This window comes from Streptomyces sp. ME02-8801-2C (genome assembly GCF_033793965.1).
Classification (GTDB): domain Bacteria; phylum Actinomycetota; class Actinomycetes; order Streptomycetales; family Streptomycetaceae; genus Streptomyces.
In genome coordinates this window covers 773,098-797,834 of the sequence record NZ_JARAXP010000003.1, presented here as the reverse complement: position 1 = coordinate 797,834, position 24,737 = coordinate 773,098, and the positions used below count along the sequence as shown (strand labels likewise).

The window sequence follows — 24,737 nt, the reverse complement described above, 5'->3', positions numbered from 1 at the left end:
AACCGCCATGTCCCCTGCGGCGGTGGGGTCATGACGGAGCGTCCCGCCCTCACCCCGCAACTCGACCGGACACGGGTCATGGCCATCCTCAGGTCGGCCGACGCCTCCGGCCTGCCCGCCGTGGCCCGGGCCCTCGCCTCCGCCGGTGTCACCTGCCTCGAGGTCACCCTCACCACGGCCGGAGCGCTCGACGCGCTGGCCGCCATCAGGGCGGAACTCGGCCCGGACGTCGCGGTCGGCGCCGGCACCGTGGTCACCGACGACCAGGCCAGGGACGCCTTGGCGGCGGGAGCGGAGTTCCTGGTGGCCCCCGTCGTGGACACCGCCGTCGTCCGGTACGCGGCGGACCGGGGCGTGGCCTGCTACCCGGGCGCCTGGACACCGACCGAGGTGTCCCAGGCATGGCGGGCCGGCGCCGCCGCCGTCAAGCTGTTCCCCGCGAGCACGGGCGGCCCCGCCCACCTGCGCCAACTGCGCGCCCCACTGCCGGACATCCCCGTCGTCGCCGTCGGCGGCGTCGGCATCGACGAGGCGCGGGACTACCTGGACGCCGGCGCCCACGCGGTCGGAATCGGCTCCCCGCTGCTGCGCGGGGCCGACCAGAACCCGACCCCCCAGGCACTGGACGCCCTTGTCACGCGGGCGCGCACCCTGCTGGACGCGGTGGGGGCCACCGCACGGGCCGGGGAGGCGAACGCGTGAGCACCTCCGCACCCCCGCCCGACGAGCCCTACCTCGTCACCTTCGGTGACGTGCTCGCCGTCATGGCGGCCCGGGAACCCGGCCCCTTCTCGCTCGGCACGGCACTGCGCCTGGGGATCGCCGGCGCGGAGGCGAACGTCGCGATCGGCGTCAGCCGGCTCGGCGGCGCCGCCACCTGGATCGGCCGGGTGGGCGACGACGAACTCGGCGAACTCGTCCTGCGCGAACTCCGGGCGGAAGGGGTCACCACGGTCGCCACCCGCGAGCCCGCCCCCACCTCCGTGCTGCTGAAGGAGCGCCGCACCTCCACCCACAGCCGTACGCGCTACTACCGCACCAACACCGCCGGCGCCCGGCTGACCGCCGACGACATCCCCGAGGACGTCGTCGCGGGAGCCGCGGTCCTGCACATCACCGGCATCACCCCGGCGCTCGGGGAAGGGCCCGCCGCGGCCGTGACCCGGGCCGTGGACATCGCCGCCGACGCCGGGGTCACCATCTCGCTGGACATCAACTTCCGCTCGCTGCTGTGGAGCGAGGCCGAGGCCCGGGCGATCCTGCTGCCCCTGCTGCGCAGGAGCGACCTGGTCTTCGCCGGACCGCACGAGGCCGCGCTCATGGTGCCCGGCATCGACGGACCGGAGGAACTCGCCAAGGGCATCTGCGCCCTGGGACCGGGCGGGGCCGTGATCAAGCTCGGTGCCGACGGGGCGTACGCCCTGCTCGACGGACAGCCCTACCGGCAGCCCGTCGTACCGGTCCGCGTGCACGACTCGGTGGGCGCGGGAGACGCGTTCGCCGCCGGCTACCTCGCCGAACTGCTCGCGGGGGAGCGCCCGGAGCGGCGGCTGAGGACGGCCGCGCTGCTCGGCGCCTTCGCGGTGAGCACCGCCGGTGACTGGGAGGGCCTGCCCCGGCGCTCCGAACTGGGACTGCTGGACCACCACGACGACATCGTCCGCTGAAGCCCCTTCACCCCGCCCCGCCCGACGACTCTCCCAGGACCCAGGACCCCCCCATGCGCACAAGCTCCCTCACCGGCGCGATCTCCGTCCTCACCGGCTCCCACACCCCCGACACCGGCGGCGACGGCCCCGGCCTCGCCGCCCTGCGGCTCGATCCCACCACCGGACACCTCTCGTACGACGGGGTGGAGCCGTTGCCGGTGAGCGGGGCCTCGTTCCTGGCGGCGCACCCGTCGCTCGGCGTCGTCTACAGCACCAACGAGACCGAGACGGGAACCGTCAGCGCAGTCGCCCACGCCGACGACGGCACGCTGTCCCCGCTGGGCGAGCCGATGAGCAGCGGCGGGGCGAACCCGTGCCACCTCGCCGTCCACCCGGACGGCGAGTGGCTGCTGACCGCCAACTACGGCAGCGACTCCGCGCCGGGCACGGTCGCGGTGCACCGGCTCGGCGCGGACGGACGGCTGCTGGAGCCGACCGATCTCGTCGTCCACCAGGGCTCAGGACCGGTCGTCGGACGGCAGGAGGGCAGCCACGCCCATCAGGTGCTCGTCGACCCGGCGGCCCGTTTCGTGCTGGCCACCGACCTGGGGGCGGACTCCGTGTTCACCTACCGGCTCGACACCGGCACCGGGCGCCTGGAGCAGCTGGCGGTCAACCGGCTGTGGGCGGGTTCGGGTCCCCGGCACCTCGCCTTCGCCCCCGGCGGCGACCTGGTGTTCAGCGCCGACGAACTGTCCTCGACCGTCACCTGCCATCGGTACGACGCGACCGACGGCACCCTGAAGACCCTCTCCTCCGTCCCCGCCACCACGGCGAAGGACGTCCACAACCAGCCCGGCGGAATCGTCGCGTCGCCCTGCGGACGCTTCGTGTGGGTGACCAACCGGGGCGCGGACACCGTGGCCGCGTTCCGTCTGGCCGGCACCACCCTGGAACCGCTCGGCGAGGTCCCCGCCGGCGGCACCTGGCCCCGCGGTCTCACCCTGGTGGACGGTCACCTGCTCGTCGCCAACCAGCACAGCGGCACGCTCGCCACCCTGCGGATCCTGCCCGACGGAACCCTCGACCAGCCCCACCCGCCGGTCTCCGCACCTTCGGTGGTCTGCGCACTGGCGCTCTGACCTCCATACATCTCATTACGTCTGTTACACCTGAAAGGCAGTCATGTCCGAGCCCGCCGCCACCCCAGCCGCCCGCTTCACCCTCGACCCGGCCTTCGCCGTCGGCAGCGTCAACCCCCGTGTGTACGGATCGTTCGTCGAGCACATGGGCCGCTGCGTCTACACCGGCATCTACGAGCCCGGCCACCCCACCGCCGACGCGGACGGTCTGCGCCAGGACGTACTGGCGCTGGTCCGGGAGCTCGGTGTCTCGACCGTGCGCTACCCCGGCGGCAACTTCGTCTCCGGCTACCGCTGGGAGGACAGCGTGGGCCCGCGCGAGGAGCGGCCGGCCCGGCTGGACCTGGCCTGGAAGTCCACCGAGACCAACGAGTTCGGCCTCGGCGAGTTCATGGACTTCTGCGGGAAGACCGGCATGGAGCCCATGATGGCCGTCAACCTCGGCACCCGGGGCGTCGAGGACGCCGTACGGCTGCTGGAGTACGCCAACCACCCCGGCGGCACCGAGCTGTCCGACCGCCGCGCGGCGAACGGCGACAAGGAGCCGTACGGCATCCGCATGTGGTGCCTGGGCAACGAGATGGACGGCCCCTGGCAGACCGGTCACAAGACCCCCGAGGAGTACGGCCGGCTCGCCGCCGAGACCGCCCGCGCCATGCGCCAGGTCGACCCGGACCTCGAGCTGGTCGCCTGCGGCAGCTCCAGCTCCGCCATGCCGACGTTCGCGTCCTGGGAGGCGACCGTCCTGGAGGCCGCCTACGACCTCGTCGACTACGTCTCCCTGCACGCCTACTACGAGGAGATCGACGGCGACCGCGACTCCTTCCTGGCCTCCGCCGTGGACATGGAGCACTTCATCGAGTCGGTCGTCGCCACCTGCGACCACGTCCGCGCCCGCCTCAAGGCGGACAAGCGCATCAACCTCTCCTTCGACGAGTGGAACGTCTGGTACCAGAAGCGGCCCAACCCGCACGCGGTCGAGGAGTGGCAGCAGGCGCCGCGTCTGCTGGAGGACGTCTACACCGTCACCGACGCCGTGGTCTTCGGCTCGCTGCTCATCGCCCTGCTGCGGCACGCCGACCGGGTCACCTCGGCCTCCCTCGCGCAGCTCGTCAACGTCATCGCCCCGATCATGACCGAGCCGGGCGGCGCGGCGTGGCGGCAGACCACGTTCTACCCCTTCGCCCAGGCGTCGACGTACGGACGCGGCCGGGTACTGCGCGTCGAGGTGGACAGCCCGACGTACACCACCGCCCGGTTCGGCGAGGTACCGCTGCTGCACGCCACCGCGGTGACCGACGACGAGACGGGCGCGATCACCGTCTTCGCCGTCAACCGCAGCCAGACGGACGCCCTGCCGCTGGAGATCGACCTGAGTGGCGCCGGCGCGCACTCCCTGGCCGAGCACCTGGTCCTGGCCGACGGCGACCCGGAGGCCACCAACACCGCCGAGCGGCCCGACCGGGTCACCCCGCACGCGGCCACCGGCACGACCGTCGCCGACGGCGTCCTGCACGCACGGCTCGAGCCGATGTCCTGGAACATGATCCGTCTGACGCCCCGACAGGACTGAGGAATCGATGACAGCCGTTGCCCGCCCCCTGTTCCGCGACCCCGTGCACGACGGGGCGACCGACCCCACCGTGATCTGGAACCGGCACGCCGGTGAATGGTGGATGTTCTACACGAGCCGTCGTGCCGACGCTCCGCCGATGAACGACGTGAGCTGGGTGCACGGGACCGACCTCGGCATAGCGTCCTCCTCGGACGGCGGGGCGACCTGGCTGTACCGGGGAACCGCCGAGGGGCTGGACATCGAGCCCGGGCGGCACACCTACTGGGCCCCCGAGATCATCGACGACGGAACCGAGTACCACATGTACGTCAGTGTGATCCGGGGGGTTCCGACCCAGTGGGCGGGCCACGCACGGGTGATCCGGCACTACACGAGCGACGACCTCTTCACGTGGACCTACCGCTCCACCCTGTCGCTGTCGTCCGACAAGGTGATCGACGCCTGTGTCCTGCGGCTCCCCACGGGCGGTTACCGCATGTGGTACAAGGACGAGGCCGATCACTCGCACACCTACGCGGCGGACAGCGACGACCTGGCGCGGTGGACCGTGCGGGGGCCCGAGGTCGAGTGCTCGCCGCACGAAGGCCCGAACGTCTTCGAGCTCGACGGCAGTTACTGGATGCTGGTCGACGAGTGGCACGGCCTGCGGGTCCTTCACTCACGGGACCTGGAGACCTGGGAACCGCGAGGACTCGTCCTCGACCGTCCCGGACAGGGCCCGGACGACGGCGGTTACGGCTACCACGCCGACGTCGTCACGAGCGAACTCGGCGCTTTCGTCTTCTACTTCACCCACCCCGGGCGATCCGGTGACGGCCCCGGCGGTGACAACGACCGCCGCAGCTCGATCCAGGTGGCCCGCCTGCGGGTGAGTGGAGACACCCTCGTGTGCGACCGCGACGAGGTCCTCGAGGCCCCCGTCCTCCCGCTCGGAGGACCTGACCAGTGACACGGTGGGCCGGCCGCGAGGGCTGCTAGCCGGCCCCGACTGCCAGAGCGGGCCGTGTTCCGGTGGATACCGGAACACGGCCCGCTCTTCGCTTTCAGGCCGTCCGCGTGGACGCCGCCCGGCTACGATCCGGCCCGCACGCCTGCCCCCAGGCTCAGGGCGGGCTCGGGGCGGTGGACACCGCGCGGCCGGTAGCCGAGCGCGTCGGCGCGGCCCAGGAGGTCGGCGAGGTACCAGATGATGGCGAGCCACATCTCGGTGCCCTGGAGGCCGGGTTCGGGTCCGGGACCGCTGGTGCCGGGACCGAACCCGAAGCCCTTGCCGTCGTGCCAGCGGGGGAGGGCGGCGGCGAGCTGCCGCTCGGCCCACGCGCGGATCTCGGCGGAACGGTAACCGCCGTCCTTGCCGAGCGCGCCGAGCTGTCGGCCGCAGAGCCACAGCGGATGGACGACGTCCAGCACGTTGCAGGCGTTCTCCCGTCCCGGCCCGAAGTACCGGGGGTCCCGGGCGTGGTCCAGGACGGCGTCCACGACCCGCTCGGGGTGCGGGACCGGCACCCCGAACTGGGCGAAGCTCCCACGGGTCAGCCGGTAGTAGCCGTTGACCACCTGGAGGCGTCCGGCCTCCGGCGAGGGACTGCCCCACATTCCCGTCCACGGGTCGGCCCGGGTCAGCAACCAGCCGAACAGCGCCTCCAGCGTGCCGGCCTCCCCACCGTCGCCCGCCGGATGGCGCAGGTTCCAGTGCGCCGCCGTCGCCCAGGCGTCGATCCACGCCCCGGCACCCCAGGCCTCCTCCCGCCAGGGCAGCCCCTCCAGCCGCTCCACCAGCTGGGAGGCCGTCATCTCCCGTACTCCGCGCACCGGTTGGGGGAAGTGGATGCCCAGCAGATCGAGGGCGTAGCCGAGGGACAGGACGTGATACAGCGCGGGTCCGTCGCCGATGAAGCCGTCGGCGTCGGGCGTCGGCACGGGCCCGTCGAGCTCCGGCGCCAGGCCTGTCTCCGGGTCCTGGACGGCACACAGCCGCTTGCCGTGCTCCTCGGCCGTCAACTGCTCGGGTACCGATCCCAGCAGCAGATCGGCGATCTCCAGGGCGTCGCAGTGGGCCCGTAGCGTCGCCGGCGCACCGGGGCGGTCGACGTACCGATCGCCGTCCCAGCACCGGGCGATGACGTCGGTGGCCTGGGCGCGGGCGGTGTCGGCGAACCTCGTCAGGGGGTCCGCGCCGCGGGCCGCGACGGCGGGCGCGCCGCCTCGGCGGTCGCGCAGGGGACGGGCCGGGTTCCCGGCGGCCACCGTCCAGGCCGGGAGGTCCTTGGTGACCACCGCGCCGGCGCCGATCACGCAATGGTCGCCGATGGTCACGCCGTCCACCACGACCACGTTCGAGCCGATCCACACGTCGTCGCCGAGCGTGATCCCCTTGCTGGTCAGCGGCTGCTGGAACACCGGACGGTCGGGCTCCATGGAGTGGTTGAAGCCGAGCAGCGACGTGTGGGCGCCGACCCGGACGCCGTTCCCCAGGGTGACGGTGCCGCGCACGGTGGCGAACGGGTTCAGCGTGCAGTCCGTCCCGGTGGTCAACTCCCCGGTGACATAGGCATGAGCGGCGATGTACGAGTTGCCGCCGAGCCGCAGGCGGTCCGGGAACACCGCGGCGGACTCGGCGACGTAACAGTTCTCGCCGATCTCACTGTCCCCGCCGACCCTCCGCTGCCGCTCCCGCTGGGCGGCGCGCTGTTCCTCCGTCGCGCCCTCGGCGAACAGCCAGGGGCAGTGGTCGAAGTGCCTTATGTCGTCAGATTGCTGGTGTTGCTCCACGAAGGGAAACGCTAATCGGAGAGATCTTCGAAAACAAGAAGATATTCCTTGACGCGAATATTCGTTGTGGGGAATACTTGCTTGTCATGGACGCACTCCTCGCCGCCCTGGCCGATCCGGCCCGCTGGCGGCTCGTGAATCTGCTGGCCGAGCGGCCCCGCTCGGTCGGTGTGCTCGCTCAGCTCTCCGACGCACGCCAGCCGCAGACGACCAAGCATCTGCAGACCCTCGAGCGGGCCGGCGCCGTGACCTCCAGGCGCACCGGCCAGCACCGTGTCTACGCACTCCGGTCCACCCCCCTGCGGGACCTGGCGGCCATGCTCGGACGGCTCGCCGACACCGCCGACCAGGCCGACGGCCCGTACGCCACGTACGACCGCTACGGGCGCAACGTCGACGCGGAGCGGCTCGCCGCTCAGGAGCCGGGGTGGGCGGACGGCCGCACGTTCGACTTCCACCGGGCACTCAGGGCAAGCCCAGGCCTGGTCTGGCGCCACCTGACCGAGGCTGCTCTGCTCGCGCACTGGTGGACACCCGACGACCTTCGCGTCTCCGAACTCGTCTTCGAGGCGCGGCCCGGAGGGCGGATCGTCCAGGAGTACCGAGACGGCGAGGACGCCGACGACTCCGGCCCGGTCGTCGGACGTGCCGAGGGAGTCGTCGTCGACGTACGACCCGGTGAGCATCTCGCCTACCGGCTCTCCCCGCTGCTGCCCGACGGCAGCCTCGCCTTCACCGCCCATGTCGCCATGGGCCTTCGGCCCGGGGGAGCGGGCACGGACCTCGACGTCCACTGGCGCGTCACCGACAGCACCGTGGACGCCCCGGACTTCGTCGCGGGCATCGAGATCGGCTTCGGCCAGAGCCTCGACAAGCTGGCGGCGACCTTCGCCGCCGCCACGGACACCACCGACAGCACCCCCCAGTAACACCGACCCGACTCGCACCACTGACTGAAGGAGCACGACATGACCGAGCAGACCGCCGCACGCCGAGTCGTCACCAACATCGCCCTCTCTCTCGACGGCCACTACGCCAAGCCGGACCCGATGGACATGGGCTGGGTGATGCCGTACGCCGTGACCGACGTCGCCCGCGACCATCTGACCAGCCTCTGGGAACCGGCGACGACGGCCCTGCTCGGCCGGGTCAACGCCGAGGGGTTTCTCGGCTTCTGGCCCACCGTCATCGGTATGGAGGGGGCCGACCCGCGCGACGAGGGCTTCGCCAAGTGGCTCGTCGACAACGAGAAGGTGGTCCTCTCCTCCACCCTCGACAAGGCCCCGTGGGAGCGGACGACGATCGTCGACAAGCCGACCGCCGAAGTGGTCGAGGACCTCAAGGCCGCCGAGGGCGGCGACATCCTCGTGCTCGCCAGCGCGAGCGTCATCAAGGCACTGCTGGCGGAGGACAAGGTCGACCGGCTGGCGCTGACGGTCTTTCCGGTCTTCCTCGGCGCCGGGCCGCGCCTCTTCGACGACGGCCTCCCCGAGGGCGGGTGGACACTCGTCAGCCAGACGGCGGGCGAGCACGGCACGTTGTCCCTCGTCTACGACCGGGTTCGCTGAGCCCTCCTCCCTGGATCGCCGTCACAGATCGAGAACCAGACGCGGCCCGCACGAGCGGGAGACGCAGATGAGCATGGTGTCGCCGGCGGCCCGCTCGTCCTCGGTCAGCAGCGAGTCGCGGTGGTCGGGCTTGCCGTCGAGTACGTCCGTCTCGCAGGTGCCGCAGGTGCCTTCCCGGCAGGAGAAGTCGACCGGGATCCCGGCCGCCTCCACCGTTTCGAGCACCGAGCGGCCCGCCGGCACGGTGAGGGTGAGCCCGGAACGGGAGAGCTCCACCTCGAACGCCTCGCCGGGGGCGCCGGCCGAGGCCGTCGGGACCGGGGCGAACCGTTCCACGCCCAGCGTGCCCGGGGGCCAGCCCACGCACCGCTCCTGCACCGCCTGCAGCAAGGGCTCGGGACCGCAGGCGTGCACCAGGGTGCCCTCCTGCGGCACACCGAGGTGGGCGGCGAGGTCCAGCAGACCGTACTCGTCCTGCGGCCGGACGAGCACCCGGTCCCCGTACGGGGCGAGGCGGTCCAGGAACGCCATGGATGTCCGGGTACGACCGCCGTACAGCAGCCGCCAGTCGGCGCCCGCGGCCTCGGCGGCCTCGACCATGGGAAGGATGGGCGTGATTCCGACGCCGCCCGCGATGAACAGATGGCGGGCGGCGGGCCGCAGCGGGAAGTTGTTCCGGGGCCCGCGCACCCGCACGGCGGCGCCTTCGCGCAGCCGGTCGTGGACATACGCCGAGCCGCCGCGGCCCTGCGGCTCGCGCAGCACGGCGATCTGCCAGACCTCGCGGTCGGCCGGGTCTCCGCACAGGGAGTACTGACGGATCAGCCCGCCGCTGTCGCTGTCGCTGTCGTCGTCCCTGTTCTCGCCGTTCAGCAGTACGTCGATATGGGCGCCCGGCGTCCAGGCGGGCAGCGCACCGCCGTCGGGACGGCGCAGGACGAGGGAGACGACCCCGTCCGCGGCGAGGGTACGGGAGGCCACCGTGAGGGTCGTCGGGCTCGTCGGGGCCGGGGTCAACTGGTCGTTCATGATCGTTCTGCTCCGGGGTTCAGGCCTGCGTCGGTACGTGCAGCAACAGCGCGTCGCCCTGGCCGCCGCCCCCGCACAGGGCCGCCGCCCCGGTGCCGCCCCCGCGCCGCCCCAGCTCGGCCGCGAGAGTCAGCACCAGTCTGGCTCCGGTCATGCCCACCGGATGCCCGAGCGCGATGGCTCCGCCGTTGACGTTCACCTTGTCCAGGGGGATGTCCAGTTCCCGCACGGAGGCCAGGGCCACTCCGGCGAACGCCTCGTTGATCTCGAAGAGGTCCACGTCGGCGGCCTTCAGCCGGCCGTCCCTGGCCAGGGCGTCGCGCACCGCGCCGGCCGGCTGGACGAGCAGCGAGGGGTCGGGGCCCGCGACGGTGCCGTAGGCGCCGATCTCGGCGAGCGGCGTCAGGCCCTCCCGCCGGGCGCGCTCCGCACTCATCACGACGACGGCCGCGGCGCCGTCGGAGAGCTGCGAGGAGTTGCCGGCGGTGATCGTGCCCGCCCCCGAGAAGGCCGGCTTCAGCCGCCCCAGGCTCTCGGCGGTGCTCCCCGGCCGTACGCCCTCGTCGGCGGCGACCACCGTCTCATCCCGCCGTCCGACGACGGTGACTGGGGTGATCTCCTCGGCCAACGCGCCCGACACCTGGGCGTGGGCGGCGCGTTGGTGGGAGAGCGCGCTGTACTCGTCCTGTTCCTCCCGGGTCAGGGCGAACGGCTGCTGGTAGCGCTCGGTGGCAGCGCCCATGGACACGCCGTCGAAGGCACAGACGAGGGCGTCCCGGTCGAGGGCGTCCTCCACGGCGGCCGAACCGTACTTCCAGCCCGAGCGCGCTCCGCGCAGCAGGTGCGGGGCACCCGACATGGACTCCATGCCACCGGCGACGACCACCTCGTGCCGCCCGGAGGCGATCATCAGGTCGGCCAGGGCGATGGCGTGCAGACCGGACAGGCACAGCTTGTTGACGGTACTCGCGGGGACGGAGAACGGAATGCCGGCCCGGATCGCGGCCTGCCGGGCCGAGTTGGGGCCGGCCCCCGCCTGCACGACATGCCCCATGACGACGGCCTGCACGGCAGCCGGGTCCAGGCCGACGGAGGCCAGGGCCGCGCCGATGGCATGGGCACCGAGATCGACGGCGGACAGGGTGCTCAAGGCGCCCGTCAGCTTGCCGATGGGCGTCCTGGTACCGGCGACGATGACGGATCCGGGCATGGCCGGGACCTCCTGGGGGTGGTGGCGGGTTCAGGCGACCGGGTCGGCGGCGCGCTCGGCGATCATGTGGGCGGTCTCGTTCACCGAGTGCGGGACGACCCGGCCGCCCGGCATGCGCCGCACCCTGCTGACCGAGGTGTAGCCGGGGTGGAACCAGAACATCGTCGGCAGGCCGAGCACCGTCGCCAGGTAGGTGTTGGTGATGCCGCCGTGGCACACGGCCGCGACCCGCCCGCCGGGGTGGGCGTCGAGGATGGTGTCCATGGCGCGTACCGCCCGCCCGCGGAAGGCGTCCCAGTCGAGGTCGGGCACGAAGTCCTCGAAGCGTCCCTCGGCGAGCGCCGCCGCCCGGGGGTCGCCCGTGCCTATCTGCTCGGGCGGGGTGTAGGGCTGGGAGACGTCCGTGTCCCATTCGCGCAGGTCGTCGAGGACGGTCGCGGTCATGCCGGTGAGGCGTTCCAGGGGTGCCGCGGTCTCGCGGGCCCGCCGGAACGGGCTGACGTACAGGGCGTCGAGGCCCTCGTGGACGAGCCAGGCGGCGAGGCGTTCGGCCTGGGCGGTGCCCTCGGGAGACAGCCCCGGGTCGAACACACCGGCCAGGGGGAGGCCGTGCCGGATGAGGAGGAGTTCGGTCATGGGTGGTCCTTGCGTATCGGGGGAGCGGCTCAGCCGGCGATGGTCCGGTCCGAGCTCCAGTAGGGGCGGCGCATCGCGCGCTTGTCGAGCTTGCCCATGGCGTTGCGCAGGAGTTCGGGTACGAACTCGTACGACTTGGGGCACTTGTAGGCGGCGAGGCGTTCGCGGCAGAACCGGTCCAGGTCGTCGGCCGGCGGCTCGTCGCCCGCGACCACGACCAGCGCCCGCAGCGCCTCGCCGAAGTCCGGGTCGGGCACGCCGATCACCGCGAGCTCGACGACCGCCGGATGCTGCCGCAGGACCGCCTCGCTCTCCGCCGGGTACAGGTTCACACCGCCGGAGACCACGACGTCGGCGGCCCGGTCGGTGATGAAGATGTAGCCGTCCGCGTCGACGTATCCGATGTCGCCGAGCGTGAAGACGCCGGGGGAGAGATAGGCGGCCTTGGTCTTGTCCGGGTCGGCGTGGTAGCGCACGCCTTGGTCGGCGGGTGCCCGGAACGCCAGCAATCCTCGTTCCCCGTAGGGCAGTCGGCCGCCGTTCTCGTCGGTGACCAGGACCTCGAACGGGGGGTGGACCCGCCCGACCGAGCCCGGGTGCGCGAGCCACTCGTCGCTGCTGATGCGGGCGACGGTGCCCGCTTCGCTGGCGCCGTACGACTCCGTCAGCACCGGACCGAACCAGTCGATCATGGCTCGCTTCACGTCGGGCGGACACGCGGAGCCGGTGTGGGACACCTGCCGCAGGCTGGAGACGTCGTAGCGGGAGCGGACCTCGTCCGGGAGGGCGAGCAGCCGTTGGAAGTGGGTGGGCACCATCACCGTCGAGGAGACCCGCCACCTCTGTACTCGGCTGAGGAACGTCTCCGCGTCGTACCGGCCGAGCACGACCACCGGCTGACCGGCCGCCAGATGGCGCAGTGAGGTCAGGGGCGCGTTGTGCTGCAGGGGGCCGCACACCAGGTGCGGTCCCGGCGGGAATCCGGGCCGGGCGGACATCGCGGCGAGATAGGCGGAGCTGTCGGCGACCGGGCCGCTGACCCAGCGCACCTCGGTGCCGCGCGCCCGGCCGGTGGTTCCCGAGGTGTAGACGAGCGGAGGCCGGGCGGGCCGACCCGTCGGAAGGGTGTGACCGACGGGCGCGGCGGCCAGCCACAGGTCCCAGTCGAAGGCGTGCCCGGCCTCCGGCGTCCCGTGCGTCACGACCGGCAGCCCCAGTTCCCGGGCCGCGTCGAGAGCGGCGCCGGCGCCGACAGGACCGGCGATGATCCCGGTCACTCCCGCGTCGATGATCTGGTCGACGAGCTCGCCCGACGTGAGGTTCCGGGACGCGGCCACGGTACCCACTCCTGCACGCAGGCCCGCCAGATGGGCCACCAGCGTCGGAATCGCGTTGTCACCGAGGACGGCGACCCGGTCGTCCGGACCGGGCGCGAACTCCAGCAGCCGGACCGCCGCCCGCGCCACCTGATCGGCGAGGGCGGACCAGGACAGCACACCCAGGTCGTCCGCCAGGGCGGGCTCGTCGGGTGTCTCCTGGGCGCGACGGTCGAGTGGCAGCAGCGACATGGCTCCTCCGGCGGCTCCTCGGGCCTCTCCCGATTCGACGGGAGAGGAGATGCGGAGACTGTAGCGTTTATCAAGAAAGTACGGAACACTCTGGTTCAAGACGGAGGCATTCCCGCATGTTCTGGCGGGATGAGCGCATACAGTCGCTCCCCGTTACTGAATCTGTCGTCTGGTAAGTGACCGAGGAGGAGCCATGTCCCAGCCCGATCCGGACGCATGGCGCACACAGGTCAGGCAGTGGCTGGCCACCGTGCTCGAGCCGGCGCGAGGACCGCAGGCCGTCACGGAGGCCGACCTCGCCGTCTTCCACAACCTCCCCGAGGACGAGGAACGCCTGCTGCTGGAGCGCTGCCGCGCCTACCACCGGGCCCGCTTCGACGCGGGCTACCAGGCCCTGACCCTCCCCGTGGACAAGGGCGGCGCGGGCCTGACCGCCGCCCATGCGGCCGTCTTCGCCCAGGAGGAGTCCGCTTTCGAGGTGCCGCCGTCCACCGAACTGATCAGCGTCACCGTGCGCCTGGTCGCGATGGCCGTCTCCCTGTTCGGCACGGACGAGCAACTCCACGAGCACGCCCGCGCGTTCCTGCGCACCGACCTGCTGGCCTGCCAGCTGTTCAGCGAACCCGGTGCCGGATCCGACCTCGCGGCCCTGCGCACCCGCGCGAGGCAGGAGGGGGAGGAATGGGTGATCGACGGTCAGAAGGTGTGGACCTCGGGCGCCCAGTTCGCCGACTACGGCCTGCTGCTCGCCCGTACCGACCCCGATGTCGTCAAGCAGGCCGGCCTCACCGCCTTCCTGGTCCCGACGGACGCCCCCGGAGTCGAGGTGCGCCCCATCCGGCAGATGAGTGGCGGTGCCTCCTTCAACGAGGTCTTCCTCAGCGGCGTACGGATCCCGGACCGGCTTCGGATCGGACGCCCGGGCCAGGGCTGGGAGGTCGCCACCACCACCCTCGCCTTCGAACGGACGGCATCCGGCAGTGGCAACCGCCGCAAGGGCGGCACCTTCACGGACGTACTGGCCCTCGCCCGTTCCCTCGGCCGGACAGCGGACCCGCTGGTCCGCCAGCGCCTCGCCGACCTGTACGTACGGGCCGCCCTGCGCGCCGCCACCGTCGACCGGGTCGCCAGGACGAGCGCCGCCGGCGGCCGACCGGGCCCCGAGGCGTCGCTGACCAAGCTCATGGCGTCCGACCTGCTCACCCGCACCGGACAAACGGCCGCCGAGCTGATGGGGGCGCGGATCAGCGCCGACACCGGCGAACCGGGCACCTTCGCCTGGACGCAGCACCTGCTCGGCGCCCCCGGCTACCGACTGGCCGGAGGCACCGACCAGATCCAGCGCAACCTCATCGGCGAGCGGGTGCTGAAGCTGCCGCCGGAGCCGCGGGTGGACCGGGCGCCGTTCTCACAGCTTCCCGGCAACTGAGTTCACTCCCCGGCGACCGAGTTCCCTCCCCGGAACGCGGGGCTCGCCGGAGAGGGAGATCCTGCCCGGCGCTCCCGGGGCCCTCCCCGCCCACGCGGGCGGGCGGGCGATCGGGTGCCCACCGGCGATCGACCGGTATCCGTTCGGGCCATCCGGCCATCCGGCCAGGTGACAGTTGGCAACACGAAGGAGTGACATCCATGGATCTGGGACTGACGGGCGCGAAGGCGCTGGTGACCGGCGCGAGCCGGGGCATCGGGCGCGCTGTCGCCGCGACGCTGGCGGCGGAGGGCTGCGTGCTGGCCCTGTGCGCCAGGGGAGAGGAAGGCCTGGCCAAGGCGGCCGCCGAACTGCGGGCGGAGGGGGCGACGGTCTTCACGGAAGCGGTCGACGTCACCGACCCCGCGGCGCTCACCGGTTTCGTGGAGCGGGCGGCCGGTGAACTTGGCGGCCTCGACCTGCTGGTGTCCAACGTGTCGGCGGGCAACGTGAAGGGCCCCGACTCGTGGGAGACCAGCCTGCGCGGCGACCTGATCCCGTTCGCGGGCCTCGTCGAGGCAGCCCTTCCCCACCTGGAGGCCTCCGACCGGGCCGCCGTGGTCGCCATCGGCACCACCAACGCCTCCGACACCGCGCGCCCGGCCGGCGCGAACTCGTACTCCGCGCTCAAGGCGGCCGTCGTCCAGCACGCCTCGGCCCTCGCGCACTCCCTCGCGCCGAAGGGCATCCGCGTCAACACCGTCTCGCCCGGCCCGATCGACTTCCCGGGCGGCGCCTGGGAGACCATCCGCACCAGCCGTCCCGAGGTGTACGAGGAGGTGCTCGCCAAGCTGCCGATCGGCCGCTACGGCACCGCCGAGGACGTGGCGTCGGCGGTGGCGTTCCTGCTCGGGCGGACCGGTTCCTTCTGCGTCGGGGTCAACCTCGTGGTGGACGGCGGGCTGCTGACCCGCGTCCAGTACTGAGCCGTGGCGGGCCCGGCAGGCCGCCTCGACGCCGTGCTCGTGTGCGGCGGACGCTGGCACGACTTCGACCACGCGCGGCTACGGCTGCTGGAGCTGCTCGGCGAGCATCCTCGGGTGCGCACCTCCGTGTACCAGGACTACGACTGCGTCGCCGCCCTGGACCGGGCCGACCTGCTGGTCACCTACACCTGCGACGTCCGGCCGGGCCCGGAACAGCGGGCCGCCCTGGCCCGGTTCGTCGCGCGGGGCGGGCGTTGGCTCGCCCTGCACGGCACCAACTCGGTGATCGAGGTGACCGACCCGTCGACGGGCGGGGGATCGCGGGTGTTCTCGACTCCACGGCTCCTCGGGGAGCTTGCCCAGGTGCTCGGCAGTCAGTTCCTCGCCCACCCGCCGATCGCCCCGTACGAGGTACGGGTGACCCGGCCGGAGCATCCGCTGGTCGCCGGGATCGGGCCGTTCACGGTCACCGACGAGCTGTATGTGTGCGAGCTGCACGGCGAGTTGGAGGTGTTGCTGCATGCCGAGTACACGGGGGCGTGCAGGGGGTTCGCCGAGGGTGACACGGTGGCGCTCGACAGTTCGCCCCGGCCGGTGCTGTATCTGAAGCGGCACGGTCTCGGGGAGGTCTGCTATTTCACCCTGGGGCACTGCCGGGGCCGGTACGACATGCAGGACCTGGGCGTGGAGGACACGGGGAGGGTGGACGGGGGCCCGTGGCAGACGCGGGAGTTCGTGACGGTGCTGGGGCGGTGCGTGGAGTGGGCGGTTGTTTCTTCGCCCCCGCCGCCCCTACCCGTCCCATCCCTGGGGGCTGCGCCCCCAGACCCCCGCTTTCGGCCCTGAACGGGCCTCGTCCTCAAACGCCGGACGGGCTGGTATGTCAGCCTCTCCGGCGTTTGAGGAGCGGGGGTTCGGGGGCAGCGCCCCCGATGGGGGTCCCCCCTCTGGGGGAGGGACGGGTAGGGGCGGCGGGGGCGGGAACACTCAGCCCTGCGGCAGCACCACCGCACGGCCGTTGATGTCCCCCGCGTGCAGCCGCGCATACGCCTCGGGCGCCTGGTCAAGCGTGAACGTCTCCACGTGTGCGGACACCAGCCCGTCCCGGGCAAGGGCCAGGACATCCATCAGCTCGGGCCGGCTGCCCCAGTAGGGGAAGGCCGCAGACACCTCGAACGGCAACCCACCCCCGAAACCGACAGCCAACGTGCCCCCGCCGAGGCCCACGACAGTGACATCACCCTCCATCGCCACCGACGCCGCAGCGACGGCCACCGTCGGCTCGGCCCCCACGAAGTCCAGGACCACCTCCGCCCCGACACCACCGGTGAGTTCCCGGACCCGCGCCGCCGCCTCGCCGTCGGACCGCAGCGTCTCGTGCGCCCCGACCTTGCCGGCCAGCTCCAGCTTCTCCTCGCTCACGTCGAGGGCGATCACCCGCGCCGGGGTCAGCGCGCGCAGCAGCTGCACGGCGATGTGCCCCAGACCGCCGACGCCGATCACCACCGCCGTGCTGCCGGGCAGCAGCTTCGGAAGGGACCTGCGGATCGCGTGGTACGGGGTCAGCCCGGCGTCGGTGAGGGGCGCGGCCTGCACGGGGTCGAGGCCGTTCAGCGGAACGAGGTGGCGGGGGGAGTTCACGAGCATGTACTCCGCCAGGGCGCCGGGGGAGCCGAGCCCCGGCGGCATGATGCCGAGCCCGGCGGCGTGCGGGCAGCAGTTCTCCTTGCCCTCGGCGCACTTGGGACAGCGACCGCAACCCCAGGGGCCGTACACCGCCACCGCGTCGCCCTCCGCCACGCCGGTGACACCGGAGCCCAGCGCCGCCACCGTCCCGACCCCCTCGTGACCGAGGGCCATCGGCAGCGGATAGGGGAACTGCTCCTCGGGCCAGCCCATCACCGCCAGGTCGGAGTGGCAGATGCCCGCCGCCGTCACCTTCAACAGCACCTGGCCCGGACCGGGTTCGGGCACCGGTACTTCCACGACCTCCGGGGCGTGCCCCACCCGTCGGTACTGAACAGCCTTCATTCCTGAACCTCCTTGACGGTAGTGGTATCCGGCCGGGCCGCCGTCCGGCGGCGCAGCACGGCGGGGAGGGCGATCCGGCCACCCGTGAGGACCAGCGCCACGATGAGGACCGAGCCGGTGAACAGGCTCGTGGCCCACTGCGCGCTGGTGGCGAGCCCGAGCCCTGTAATGCCTGTGCCCAGCAGCAGGACCGCGAGGACCGTGCCCCAGGCGTTGAAGCGGCCGGTGCGCAGCTGGGTCGCCCCGACGAACGCGGCGGCGTAGGCGGACAGCAGATACGGGGTGCCCGCGGTCGGCGATCCGGACCCGACCGAGGACGCGAAGACGACGCCCGCGAAACCGGAGAGCAGCGCGGAGGCCATGAGGGTCAGGAAGCGCAGCCGGTCCGTGCGTACGCCCTGCAGCCGGGCCGCGTCGGCGTTGAAGCCGGTCGCGTACAACCGGCGCCCGGTGGCGGTGTGTTCCAGCAGGAACCAGATGGCGACGGCGGCGAGCAGCAGATACAGCACCGGCAGGGTGATGCCGCCGGCGTCCAGCTGGGCGATGTCCGCGAACGGCCTGGCGAGCAGCTGAACACCGGTGATCGAGCTGTCGTTGGTGACCATGGTGATCAGGGACTGGATCAGCGCACCGGTGGCGAGGGTGGCGATGAACGAGTCGACGCGCAGCACCACCACCACGACTCCGTTGACGACTCCGATCAGCAGCGCCGCGCCCATCGCCAGGGCGATGGCGGTGGCGGGGCCGAGGCCCGTGGAGACCAGGAAGTGGGCGGTCAGCACGCTGGTGAGGGACATGGTGTACGCGACCGACAGGTCGAACACGCGGGCGGCCAGCGGCAGTACGACGCTGAGCGCCACCAGTCCGGCCACGGCGTTGCCGTTCAGGACCTGCTTGACCGTGATGACGGTCGGGAAGGTGTCGGGCGCCCACACGGAGAAGACCACGGTGATCAGCAGCCACACGTACACGGCGCCGACGTTGCGGAACGACAGGGCCGCCACCATCCGCCGCCCGAGCGCGCCCGGGGCCCCCGGGGAGGGGACCGGTTGCTCGGCGGGTCCGGTGGGCCGGAGCTCTGCGGCCCGGGTCGGGGTGGATGTCATGTCACTCGGTTCCTTCCATGGCGTGCACGAGCGCGGACTCGGTGATGTCCCGGCCGCTGATCTCCCGTGCGATCCGGCCGTCCCGCACCACCAGGACGCGGGTGCACAGCGCGAGCAGGTCCTGTGTGTCGGAGGAGGACACGATGACGCCCATGCCGTCGTCGGCCTGGCGCTCTATCAGGTCGTACAGCTGGAGGCGGGTGGCGATGTCCACGCCGGCGGTGGGCTCGCACAGCGTCAGTACGGGTGGGCGCTGGGCGAGACAGCGGGCCATGACGACCTTCTGCTGGTTGCCGCCGCTCAGCGTGGTGATCCTGGCGCCGGCCGGATGACGGTCGGTCGTCCGCACGCCGACCCGCCGGATCCAGTCCTGGGCGAGGGCGGCCTCGCCGCGTCGGCGCAGCCGCCCGAAGCGTGCGCGCAGCCGGTCCAGAAGCGGCAGGGTGAGGTTCTCGCCGACCGTGAAGTCACCGATCACGCCCTCGGTCGCCCGGTCCGCCGGGACCAGGGGCAGGCCGAGGCCGTGGGCGTCGCGCGCATCGGTCCACGACTCCGAGCGTTCGGGCAGCCGCAGTCTGCCGCTGACCCGCCCGGCCTGGGCGCCGCACACCGCGTACGGCACCAGCTCGTGGCCGGAGCCGACGAGGCCGGTGATCCCCAGGCGTTCGCCCCTGGCGAGGTCGAAGCCGACTCCCCGTAGGGGGCCCGCCCACAGGTCGCGGACCTCCAGTACGGGGTCGGCGGGTTCGGAGGGCGGCGAAGGCGGCGCCGGACGGTGGTCGGTCTCCATCTCCTCGCCCGCCATCAGCTCCGCCAGCGAACGCGGAGTGAGCTCGGCGACCGGGCGGGTGGCGATCCGGCGGCCGCCGCGGATCACGGTGACCCGGTCGGCGAGCGCGAAGATCTCGTCCATCCGGTGCGACACGTACAGCACGCCGGCGCCCGCGTCGCGGACCTCCCGCACGATGTCGAAGAGGCGGGCCACCTCGCCGGGCGGGAGTACGGCCGTCGGCTCGTCGAGCACCAGGACCCCGCGGCGGCCCTCCCAGCCCTGCAGCGCGGCGGCGATGGCCACCACCGTGCGCTGGACGGGGGTCGCCGACGACAGGGGCCGGCGCACGTCGATGCCGAGGCCGAACCGTTCGACGAGGGCGCTCGTCCGCTTCTCCATCTCCGCCCAGCGGATGTTGCCGAGGGCGGTGCGGGCGAAGCCGTGACTGAGGGCCAGGTTGTCGATGGCGCTCAACTCGCCCACCAGCCCGAGCTCCTGGTGGACGAAGCGCAGCCGGTCATGGCGGGAGGCGGTGACCTGGCCGAGGCCGAAGGGCTCGCCGTCGAGCTCGGCCACCGCGCCGGGTTCCGCGTGGTGGTACCCGGCGAGGATCTTGATGAGGGTGGACTTGCCGGAGCCGTTGGGCCCGATCAGGGCGTGGATCTCGCCCGGCGCCACCTCGAGGTCGACGTCGTCGAGGGCCAGGGTGCCGCCGAATCTCTTCGACAGGGCGGCCACCCGAAGTACCGGCCCGGCCGGCACCGACGTCCCGGTCAACTCAGCCCCCACAGCGCCTTGAACTGCGCCTGGTAGTCCTCCACGATCGGGAAGTCGCCGTCGGCCGAGGGCAGGTTGTCCTTGGTGACGAGCATGTTGGGCAGTACGGCCTGCTGGTCCACGTCCATGGACTGGCCGGTGAACTGCCGTGCCAGCGCGTCGGCCTGGAGCCAGGCCGTCTCGTGGGAGTTCAGCGCCATCGCGCCGTCGGTGAGACCACTTTGGATGTACTGGTAGTTCTGCGCGTCACCGACGTTGACGACGATGTGCTTGCCGGTGAGGCCGGCGGTCTTCAGAGCGGCCGGCACGCCCACGTTGAGCAGTCCGAGGGAGAACACGACATGCGTCACCTTCGGGTGCGACCGGAGGTAGGACACCACGCGGTCCGGCATGTCCTTGCCCACCGAGGTGATCGGCACGTCGACGTTGTCCAGCGCACAACCGTCGCACCACTCCTTGTACTTGGCGGCGAAGGCGTCCTTGACGGGCTTCAGGATCGTGTAGGCCGGCAGATCGAAGTAGACGGTGTCCGCCTTCGCGTCACTGTTCGACACCACCCATGAGGCGAGCATCTCGCCCTGGACGGCCACGTCCATGGGCCCGTTCTTCAGCAGCGAGATGCCGTCGCCCGCCACGTCGTCTGCGTTCGACTGGAGGACGGGGATGCCGGCCGCCTTCAACTGCGCGAGCTGCTTGGCGTAGACGGCACGGGGGAAACCGGAGGCGATGACGGCGTCCGGCTTGTCGCGCAGAACCTGCTCGTAGGCGGCCTGGACGGACTCCGGGGTGCCCTGGGTGGCGATCTGCTTCACCTGCCAGCCGAGTTCCCCCGCGGCCTCGGTGAAGAAGTCGGCCAGGTCCTTGCAGGACTGGACACCGCAGAGGATGAAGTCGATCTTCTTGCCCTTGGGGACGGGCTTGCCCACGGGCTGGGTCACGGGGATCGCGGCCGGGCGCTCGGAGTACTTCGCCAGGGCCGCGCGGGCCGCCGACAGGCCGGGGGAGCCGGGCGCCGCCGCCTGCGTCGAGTCGGCGGCGGGCGTGGTGCCGGAGCCGCATCCCGCCAGGGTGAGCAGTGCGGTGACGGGGACGATCGCGGTGAGGGCGCGGCGGACCGCGCGACGGGGTCTGGAACTCATCGTTGAGTACTCCCGAGGTGTGTCGCCTGCGCCGCCGAGACGGTACGGCTCGGCCAGGCGGACCGAATCTGTGGTGCCCGGGCGGGAACGCCACGGTGCGGGCCGGGACGGACAGAGATCGTCCCGGAACCAGAAACTTATGAGGCACTACAGCCTCAAGTGGGTCGGAGTGTGACATGCCCCGGCGGGCTTGGGGAGAGGGTCACCGCAATAATTTGCGGGATTGCGCTGAATTGGCGTGGTGACCTCGGGAGAAGCGGGATCCGTCACCGGCTCGAGTGTTGCTCCCGGCCGTAACAGGTAACTACACTCACTCTAAAGTTTCTGCCGGAGGAGAAAAGATGGACGAAACATCGGAGCCGGCCACTGCGCGGTGCCCCGGGCCCAGCGTCCAGGACTACCTCGACCAGGACAGCCGGCCCGTTCCCCCCGCCCTGCGGTTCGAGCGCAACGACCACCTCGGCAGCGAGGACATCGACCACGCCCGCTTCACCTCCCGCGAGTGGGCCGAACGCGAGATGCGGCAGGTGTGGCGACGCGTGTGGCAGTTCGCCTGCCTGGAGAGCGAGATACCCGAGGTCGGCGACCACGAGGTCTACGAGATCGGCGACGACTCCCTCATCGTCGTCCGCACGGCGCCCGACGAGATCCGCGCCTACGTCAACGTCTGTCTGCACCGGGGACGCAAACTGCGCACGAGCGGCGGCAACGTCGGCGAGTTCCGCTGCTCGTTCCACGGCTTCGCCTGGAACCTCGACGGCACGATGCGGACCCCGCCCTGCGCCTGGGACTTCCCGCACGTCACCCCGGAGAAGTTCGCCCTCCCCGAGGCCCGGGTGGCCACCTGGCGCGGCTTCGTCTTCATCAACATGGACCCGTACGCCGAGTCCTTCGACAGCTACCGCGGCACCTTCGACGACTACTACATCTGGCCGCTGGAGAACCGGTACAAGTCACTGCACATCGGCAAGGTGCTGCCCTGCAACTGGAAGATCGCCCAGGACGCGTTCATCGAGTCCTTCCATGTGATCGCCACCCACCCGCAGATGCTGCCGTGGCTCGCCGACGCCAACTCGCAGTACGACGTCATGGCGGACCAGCCCAACTGGAACCGGATGATCAACATCCAGGGCGCGCCCAGCCCGCACGTGGCCGACTCCGTCACGGAGGAGGACGTCCTCGAGACCTTCTACGACTCGCGCTCCTTCTACGCCGCGGCCCAGGGCCGCGACCTGGTGATGCAGGAGGGCGACGAGCTGCCGGCCATCCCGCCGGGCGGCACCGCCCGCCAGGTCCTCGCCGAGCGGATGCGCGCCCAACTGGCGGCCACCTCGACGCAGGACTTCTCGAAGACCCCGGACACCGAACTGCTGGACGCCATCAACTACCTGCTGTTCCCCAACTTCAACCCCTGGGGCGGCGCCAAGTCGAACATCATCTACCGGTTCCGGCCGAACGGGCTCGACCCCGACTCCTGCACCGCCGAGATCATCTTCATGTCGTCCCCGAAGCAGCCCGGTGAGCTCCCGCCCCCGGCGAAGATCCGCTGGGTGCCCGAGGACATGCTCTTCGCCGACATCCCCGAACTGGGCGTGCTCGGACCCGTCTTCGACCAGGACTGCGAGAACCTGCCGTACGTCCAGCAAGGTCTGAAGGCGATGCGCAAGCCGGGCATCACCCTGGCCAACTACCAGGAGAGCCGCATCCGCCACTTCAACCGGACGCTCGACCGGTGGATGGAGAAGTGACCCACCGGGTGGCGGTCAGACCCTCCGGTGTCGAGCTCGAAGTCCTGGACGGCGAGGACCTGTTCACCGCCGCGCGGCGGCTCGGCTACCGCTGGCCCACCGTCTGCGGCGGCCAGGGCACCTGCCGTACCTGCTTCGTCCAGGTGGAGGAGGGCGCCGAGAACTGTTCCCCGGTGGGCCCGCTGGAACGCGAGGGCATCGAGTCCCTGCGCAGGCCGGTGGACGGCCTGACCCGGCTCGCCTGCCGGCTCCGGGTCGAGGGCCCGGTGACCGTGACCAAGCGCGGCGTGCGCCGCCGAGTGCAGGAGTGAGACCGCCATGTCCAAGCAAGTGACCCACCCACTGACCGGGCATGTGTACCGGCTCACCGAGGACGGACTGGTCGAGGTGACCGACCCCAGGACCGGGGCACGGGGCGTCTTCGACTTCCAGGCCCGCTGGCAGTCGGGCGAACTGCGCCACGCCGACCTCCAGATGGCCGGCTGGGTGGGCCGCCTCGCCCAGCGGCGTACGCCCCAGCAGCCGGAGCAGTGAACCCGTGACACCCGTGACGCCACCTCGTACGACCCGGGTGGTGTGTCTGGTCCGCCGGCCTGTCGGGGAGCCGCTCCCCACCGACTTCGCCGTCGAGGAATGCCCGCTGCCGTCCCTGGAAGAGGGGCAACTGCTCGTCCGCAACCTCTACATGAGCGTCGACCCGTCCATGCGAGGGCGCCTGGAGAGCACGGAGAAGCACTACACGCACAACTTCACGCCGGGCTCGCCGCTGGACGGCCGTGCTCTCGGAGTCGTGGAGGAGAGCCGCAGCGAGGCGGTGCCGCCGGGCACGTACGTACGTCACCAACTCGGCTGGCGCGAGCGGGCCGTTGTGGACGCCGCCGACACCGACGGCGCGGGACGCATCGACCCCGCACTCGCCCCGCTGCCCACCTGGCTGGGCCTGCTCGGCCAGACCGGGTTCACCGCGTACGTGGGACTGACGCGGATCGCGCGACTGCGCCCCGGCGACACCGTCCTCGTCTCGGCGGCGGCCGGCGCCGTCGGTACGGCAGCCGGCCAGTTCGCGCGTCTGCTGGGCGCGGACCGCGTCGTCGGGACCGCCGGAGGGCCGGACAAGTGCGCCCTGCTGGTGAAGGAGTTCGGCTACGACGCCGCCGCCGACTACCGTGCCGAACCGGTGCGCGACGCGCTGGCCCGGCTGGCACCCGACGGCATCGACGTCTACTTCGACAACGTCGGCGGTGAGCAGCTCGCCGCCGCCCTCCACGCGCTGCGGACCGGCGGCCGGGTCGCCCTGTGCGGCATGATGTCGCAGTTCGGCGGGAACCACGAGAACCACGAGAACCAACGGTCCGCCGACATCAACCAGTTGATCCAGGCGGTCCTCAAGCGGCTGACGCTGCGCGGCTTCATCGTCCGCGACCACGACGACCTGCGCGCGGAGTTCGAGCGGCGGGTCGCGGGCTGGCTCACCGAGGGCCGGATCACCGCGCGCGAGACGGTCGTGGACGGCCTGGAGAACGCCCCGGGGGCGCTGTTGTCCCTGCTCGGCGGTGGCAACGTCGGCAAGATGCTGGTGCGGCTGGGTGACTGAAACGGAGACGGCGCCCCCACCGGGGG

Annotated in this window: 22 protein-coding genes and 2 pseudogenes; 15 read left to right on the top strand and 9 right to left on the bottom strand. The window is 71.9% G+C overall.

What is annotated here, in order from left to right:
* The first annotated feature begins 30 nt into the window (after positions 1 to 30).
* The 5 genes from PV396_RS12525 to PV396_RS12505 are packed head-to-tail and all read left to right on the top strand — an operon-like array spanning position 31 to position 5,316.
* The gene (locus PV396_RS12525; protein ID WP_319203693.1) at positions 31 to 702 is read left to right on the top strand and encodes a bifunctional 4-hydroxy-2-oxoglutarate aldolase/2-dehydro-3-deoxy-phosphogluconate aldolase; all 672 of its coding nucleotides are present in this window, start codon (positions 31 to 33) and stop codon (positions 700 to 702) included.
* Positions 699 to 1,667 (top strand): sugar kinase, encoded by a 969-nt coding sequence (locus PV396_RS12520; protein ID WP_319203691.1) that lies wholly within the window; start codon positions 699 to 701, stop codon positions 1,665 to 1,667. The genes PV396_RS12525 and PV396_RS12520 overlap by 4 nt, the downstream gene beginning before the upstream one ends.
* A gap of 53 nt (positions 1,668 to 1,720) precedes the next feature.
* Complete coding sequence (locus PV396_RS12515; RefSeq protein WP_319203689.1) at positions 1,721 to 2,791, top strand: lactonase family protein; 1,071 nt, start codon at positions 1,721 to 1,723, stop codon at positions 2,789 to 2,791.
* A 43-nt stretch (positions 2,792 to 2,834) separates the two neighbouring features.
* A complete protein-coding gene (locus PV396_RS12510) occupies positions 2,835 to 4,364 on the top strand; it encodes an alpha-N-arabinofuranosidase (protein ID WP_319203686.1) in 1,530 nt (509 codons plus the stop codon).
* 7 nt (positions 4,365 to 4,371) lie between these two features.
* Positions 4,372 to 5,316 (top strand): glycosyl hydrolase, encoded by a 945-nt coding sequence (locus PV396_RS12505; protein WP_319203684.1) that lies wholly within the window; start codon positions 4,372 to 4,374, stop codon positions 5,314 to 5,316.
* A 122-nt stretch (positions 5,317 to 5,438) separates the two neighbouring features.
* Here the strand turns inward: PV396_RS12505 and PV396_RS12500 are convergent, their stop codons facing one another.
* Entirely contained in the window at positions 5,439 to 7,139 is a 1,701-nt protein-coding gene (locus PV396_RS12500; RefSeq protein WP_319203682.1) for an acyltransferase, read from the bottom strand.
* Between the two features lie 86 nt (positions 7,140 to 7,225).
* On the opposite strand from PV396_RS12500, the gene PV396_RS12495 reads away from it, so the two are divergent.
* A complete protein-coding gene (locus PV396_RS12495) occupies positions 7,226 to 8,068 on the top strand; it encodes a metalloregulator ArsR/SmtB family transcription factor (RefSeq protein WP_319203680.1) in 843 nt (280 codons plus the stop codon).
* Between the two features lie 39 nt (positions 8,069 to 8,107).
* Complete coding sequence (locus tag PV396_RS12490) at positions 8,108 to 8,707, top strand: dihydrofolate reductase family protein (protein WP_319203678.1); 600 nt, start codon at positions 8,108 to 8,110, stop codon at positions 8,705 to 8,707.
* Between the two features lie 21 nt (positions 8,708 to 8,728).
* On the opposite strand, the gene PV396_RS12485 is transcribed toward PV396_RS12490, so the two are convergent.
* From PV396_RS12485 to PV396_RS12470, 4 genes are read right to left on the bottom strand one after another with little or no spacing between them, the layout of a single operon-like run.
* Entirely contained in the window at positions 8,729 to 9,736 is a 1,008-nt protein-coding gene (locus PV396_RS12485; RefSeq protein ID WP_319203675.1) for a PDR/VanB family oxidoreductase, read from the bottom strand.
* A gap of 19 nt (positions 9,737 to 9,755) precedes the next feature.
* The gene (locus tag PV396_RS12480) at positions 9,756 to 10,946 is read right to left on the bottom strand and encodes an acetyl-CoA C-acyltransferase (protein WP_319203673.1); all 1,191 of its coding nucleotides are present in this window, start codon (positions 10,944 to 10,946) and stop codon (positions 9,756 to 9,758) included.
* Positions 10,947 to 10,976: 30 nt separating this feature from the next.
* Complete coding sequence (locus PV396_RS12475; RefSeq protein WP_319203671.1) at positions 10,977 to 11,582, bottom strand: histidine phosphatase family protein; 606 nt, start codon at positions 11,580 to 11,582, stop codon at positions 10,977 to 10,979.
* A 29-nt stretch (positions 11,583 to 11,611) separates the two neighbouring features.
* Complete coding sequence (locus tag PV396_RS12470; RefSeq protein WP_319203669.1) at positions 11,612 to 13,150, bottom strand: AMP-binding protein; 1,539 nt, start codon at positions 13,148 to 13,150, stop codon at positions 11,612 to 11,614.
* Positions 13,151 to 13,343: 193 nt separating this feature from the next.
* Between PV396_RS12470 and PV396_RS12465 the strand changes: the two genes are divergently transcribed.
* The 4 genes and pseudogenes from PV396_RS12465 to PV396_RS45095 form a co-directional block, all read left to right on the top strand.
* Positions 13,344 to 14,579, top strand: a complete 1,236-nt coding sequence (locus tag PV396_RS12465; protein ID WP_319203667.1) for an acyl-CoA dehydrogenase family protein — start codon at positions 13,344 to 13,346, stop codon at positions 14,577 to 14,579.
* A 200-nt stretch (positions 14,580 to 14,779) separates the two neighbouring features.
* A complete protein-coding gene (locus PV396_RS12460) occupies positions 14,780 to 15,544 on the top strand; it encodes an SDR family NAD(P)-dependent oxidoreductase (protein ID WP_319203664.1) in 765 nt (254 codons plus the stop codon).
* Positions 15,545 to 15,547: 3 nt separating this feature from the next.
* Positions 15,548 to 16,210: pseudogene (locus tag PV396_RS12455) on the top strand (ThuA domain-containing protein); the annotation flags it as partial.
* Positions 16,211 to 16,297: 87 nt separating this feature from the next.
* Positions 16,298 to 16,470: pseudogene (locus tag PV396_RS45095) on the top strand (cobyrinic acid a,c-diamide synthase); the annotation flags it as partial.
* Positions 16,471 to 16,531: 61 nt separating this feature from the next.
* Here PV396_RS45095 and PV396_RS12450 read toward each other — a convergent pair.
* The 4 genes from PV396_RS12450 to PV396_RS12435 are packed head-to-tail and all read right to left on the bottom strand — an operon-like array spanning position 16,532 to position 21,369.
* Positions 16,532 to 17,575: an NAD(P)-dependent alcohol dehydrogenase gene (locus PV396_RS12450; protein WP_319203660.1), complete on the bottom strand. Its 1,044-nt coding sequence runs from the start codon at positions 17,573 to 17,575 to the stop codon at positions 16,532 to 16,534.
* Entirely contained in the window at positions 17,572 to 18,681 is a 1,110-nt protein-coding gene (locus tag PV396_RS12445; RefSeq protein WP_319203658.1) for an ABC transporter permease, read from the bottom strand. The genes PV396_RS12450 and PV396_RS12445 overlap by 4 nt, the downstream gene beginning before the upstream one ends.
* A 1-nt stretch (position 18,682) precedes the next feature.
* Positions 18,683 to 20,230: a sugar ABC transporter ATP-binding protein gene (locus tag PV396_RS12440; RefSeq protein ID WP_319203656.1), complete on the bottom strand. Its 1,548-nt coding sequence runs from the start codon at positions 20,228 to 20,230 to the stop codon at positions 18,683 to 18,685.
* On the bottom strand, positions 20,227 to 21,369 hold the full coding sequence (locus PV396_RS12435; RefSeq protein WP_319203654.1) for a substrate-binding domain-containing protein: 1,143 nt from the start codon (positions 21,367 to 21,369) through the stop codon (positions 20,227 to 20,229). Before PV396_RS12435 ends, PV396_RS12440 begins: the two co-directional genes overlap by 4 nt.
* A 341-nt stretch (positions 21,370 to 21,710) precedes the next feature.
* Here PV396_RS12435 and PV396_RS12430 point away from each other — a divergent pair, with 341 nt between their 5' ends.
* From PV396_RS12430 to PV396_RS12415, 4 genes are read left to right on the top strand one after another with little or no spacing between them, the layout of a single operon-like run.
* Positions 21,711 to 23,117 (top strand): aromatic ring-hydroxylating dioxygenase subunit alpha, encoded by a 1,407-nt coding sequence (locus tag PV396_RS12430; protein WP_319203651.1) that lies wholly within the window; start codon positions 21,711 to 21,713, stop codon positions 23,115 to 23,117.
* Positions 23,102 to 23,428 carry a 2Fe-2S iron-sulfur cluster binding domain-containing protein gene (locus PV396_RS12425; protein WP_319203649.1) on the top strand — a complete coding sequence of 109 codons (327 nt, stop codon included), beginning with the start codon at positions 23,102 to 23,104 and terminating at the stop codon, positions 23,426 to 23,428. The genes PV396_RS12430 and PV396_RS12425 overlap by 16 nt, the downstream gene beginning before the upstream one ends.
* Positions 23,429 to 23,435: 7 nt before the next feature.
* A complete protein-coding gene (locus PV396_RS12420; RefSeq protein ID WP_319203646.1) occupies positions 23,436 to 23,651 on the top strand; it encodes a transposase in 216 nt (71 codons plus the stop codon).
* Positions 23,652 to 23,655: 4 nt separating this feature from the next.
* Positions 23,656 to 24,711, top strand: coding sequence for an NADP-dependent oxidoreductase (locus PV396_RS12415; RefSeq protein WP_319203644.1), 1,056 nt, complete (start codon positions 23,656 to 23,658; stop codon positions 24,709 to 24,711).
* Positions 24,712 to 24,737 lie beyond the last annotated feature (26 nt).

Excerpts from the sequence above, each read along its gene's own strand:
- PV396_RS12480 (WP_319203673.1), bottom strand. The coding sequence starts at position 10,946 with ATGCCCGGATCCGTCATCGTCGCCGGTACCAGGACGCCCATCGGCAAG.
- PV396_RS12485 (WP_319203675.1), bottom strand. The coding sequence starts at position 9,736 with ATGAACGACCAGTTGACCCCGGCCCCGACGAGCCCGACGACCCTCACG.
- PV396_RS12505 (WP_319203684.1), top strand. The coding sequence starts at position 4,372 with ATGACAGCCGTTGCCCGCCCCCTGTTCCGCGACCCCGTGCACGACGGG.
- PV396_RS12465 (WP_319203667.1), top strand. The coding sequence starts at position 13,344 with ATGTCCCAGCCCGATCCGGACGCATGGCGCACACAGGTCAGGCAGTGG.
- PV396_RS12460 (WP_319203664.1), top strand. The coding sequence starts at position 14,780 with ATGGATCTGGGACTGACGGGCGCGAAGGCGCTGGTGACCGGCGCGAGC.
- PV396_RS12430 (WP_319203651.1), top strand. The coding sequence starts at position 21,711 with ATGGACGAAACATCGGAGCCGGCCACTGCGCGGTGCCCCGGGCCCAGC.
- PV396_RS12475 (WP_319203671.1), bottom strand. The coding sequence starts at position 11,582 with ATGACCGAACTCCTCCTCATCCGGCACGGCCTCCCCCTGGCCGGTGTG.
- PV396_RS12445 (WP_319203658.1), bottom strand. The coding sequence starts at position 18,681 with ATGACATCCACCCCGACCCGGGCCGCAGAGCTCCGGCCCACCGGACCC.
- PV396_RS12525 (WP_319203693.1), top strand. The coding sequence starts at position 31 with ATGACGGAGCGTCCCGCCCTCACCCCGCAACTCGACCGGACACGGGTC.
- PV396_RS12495 (WP_319203680.1), top strand. The coding sequence starts at position 7,226 with ATGGACGCACTCCTCGCCGCCCTGGCCGATCCGGCCCGCTGGCGGCTC.
- PV396_RS12490 (WP_319203678.1), top strand. The coding sequence starts at position 8,108 with ATGACCGAGCAGACCGCCGCACGCCGAGTCGTCACCAACATCGCCCTC.
- PV396_RS12470 (WP_319203669.1), bottom strand. The coding sequence starts at position 13,150 with ATGTCGCTGCTGCCACTCGACCGTCGCGCCCAGGAGACACCCGACGAG.
- PV396_RS12510 (WP_319203686.1), top strand. The coding sequence starts at position 2,835 with ATGTCCGAGCCCGCCGCCACCCCAGCCGCCCGCTTCACCCTCGACCCG.
- PV396_RS12515 (WP_319203689.1), top strand. The coding sequence starts at position 1,721 with ATGCGCACAAGCTCCCTCACCGGCGCGATCTCCGTCCTCACCGGCTCC.
- PV396_RS12435 (WP_319203654.1), bottom strand. The coding sequence starts at position 21,369 with ATGAGTTCCAGACCCCGTCGCGCGGTCCGCCGCGCCCTCACCGCGATC.
- PV396_RS12450 (WP_319203660.1), bottom strand. The coding sequence starts at position 17,575 with ATGAAGGCTGTTCAGTACCGACGGGTGGGGCACGCCCCGGAGGTCGTG.
- PV396_RS12420 (WP_319203646.1), top strand. The coding sequence starts at position 23,436 with ATGTCCAAGCAAGTGACCCACCCACTGACCGGGCATGTGTACCGGCTC.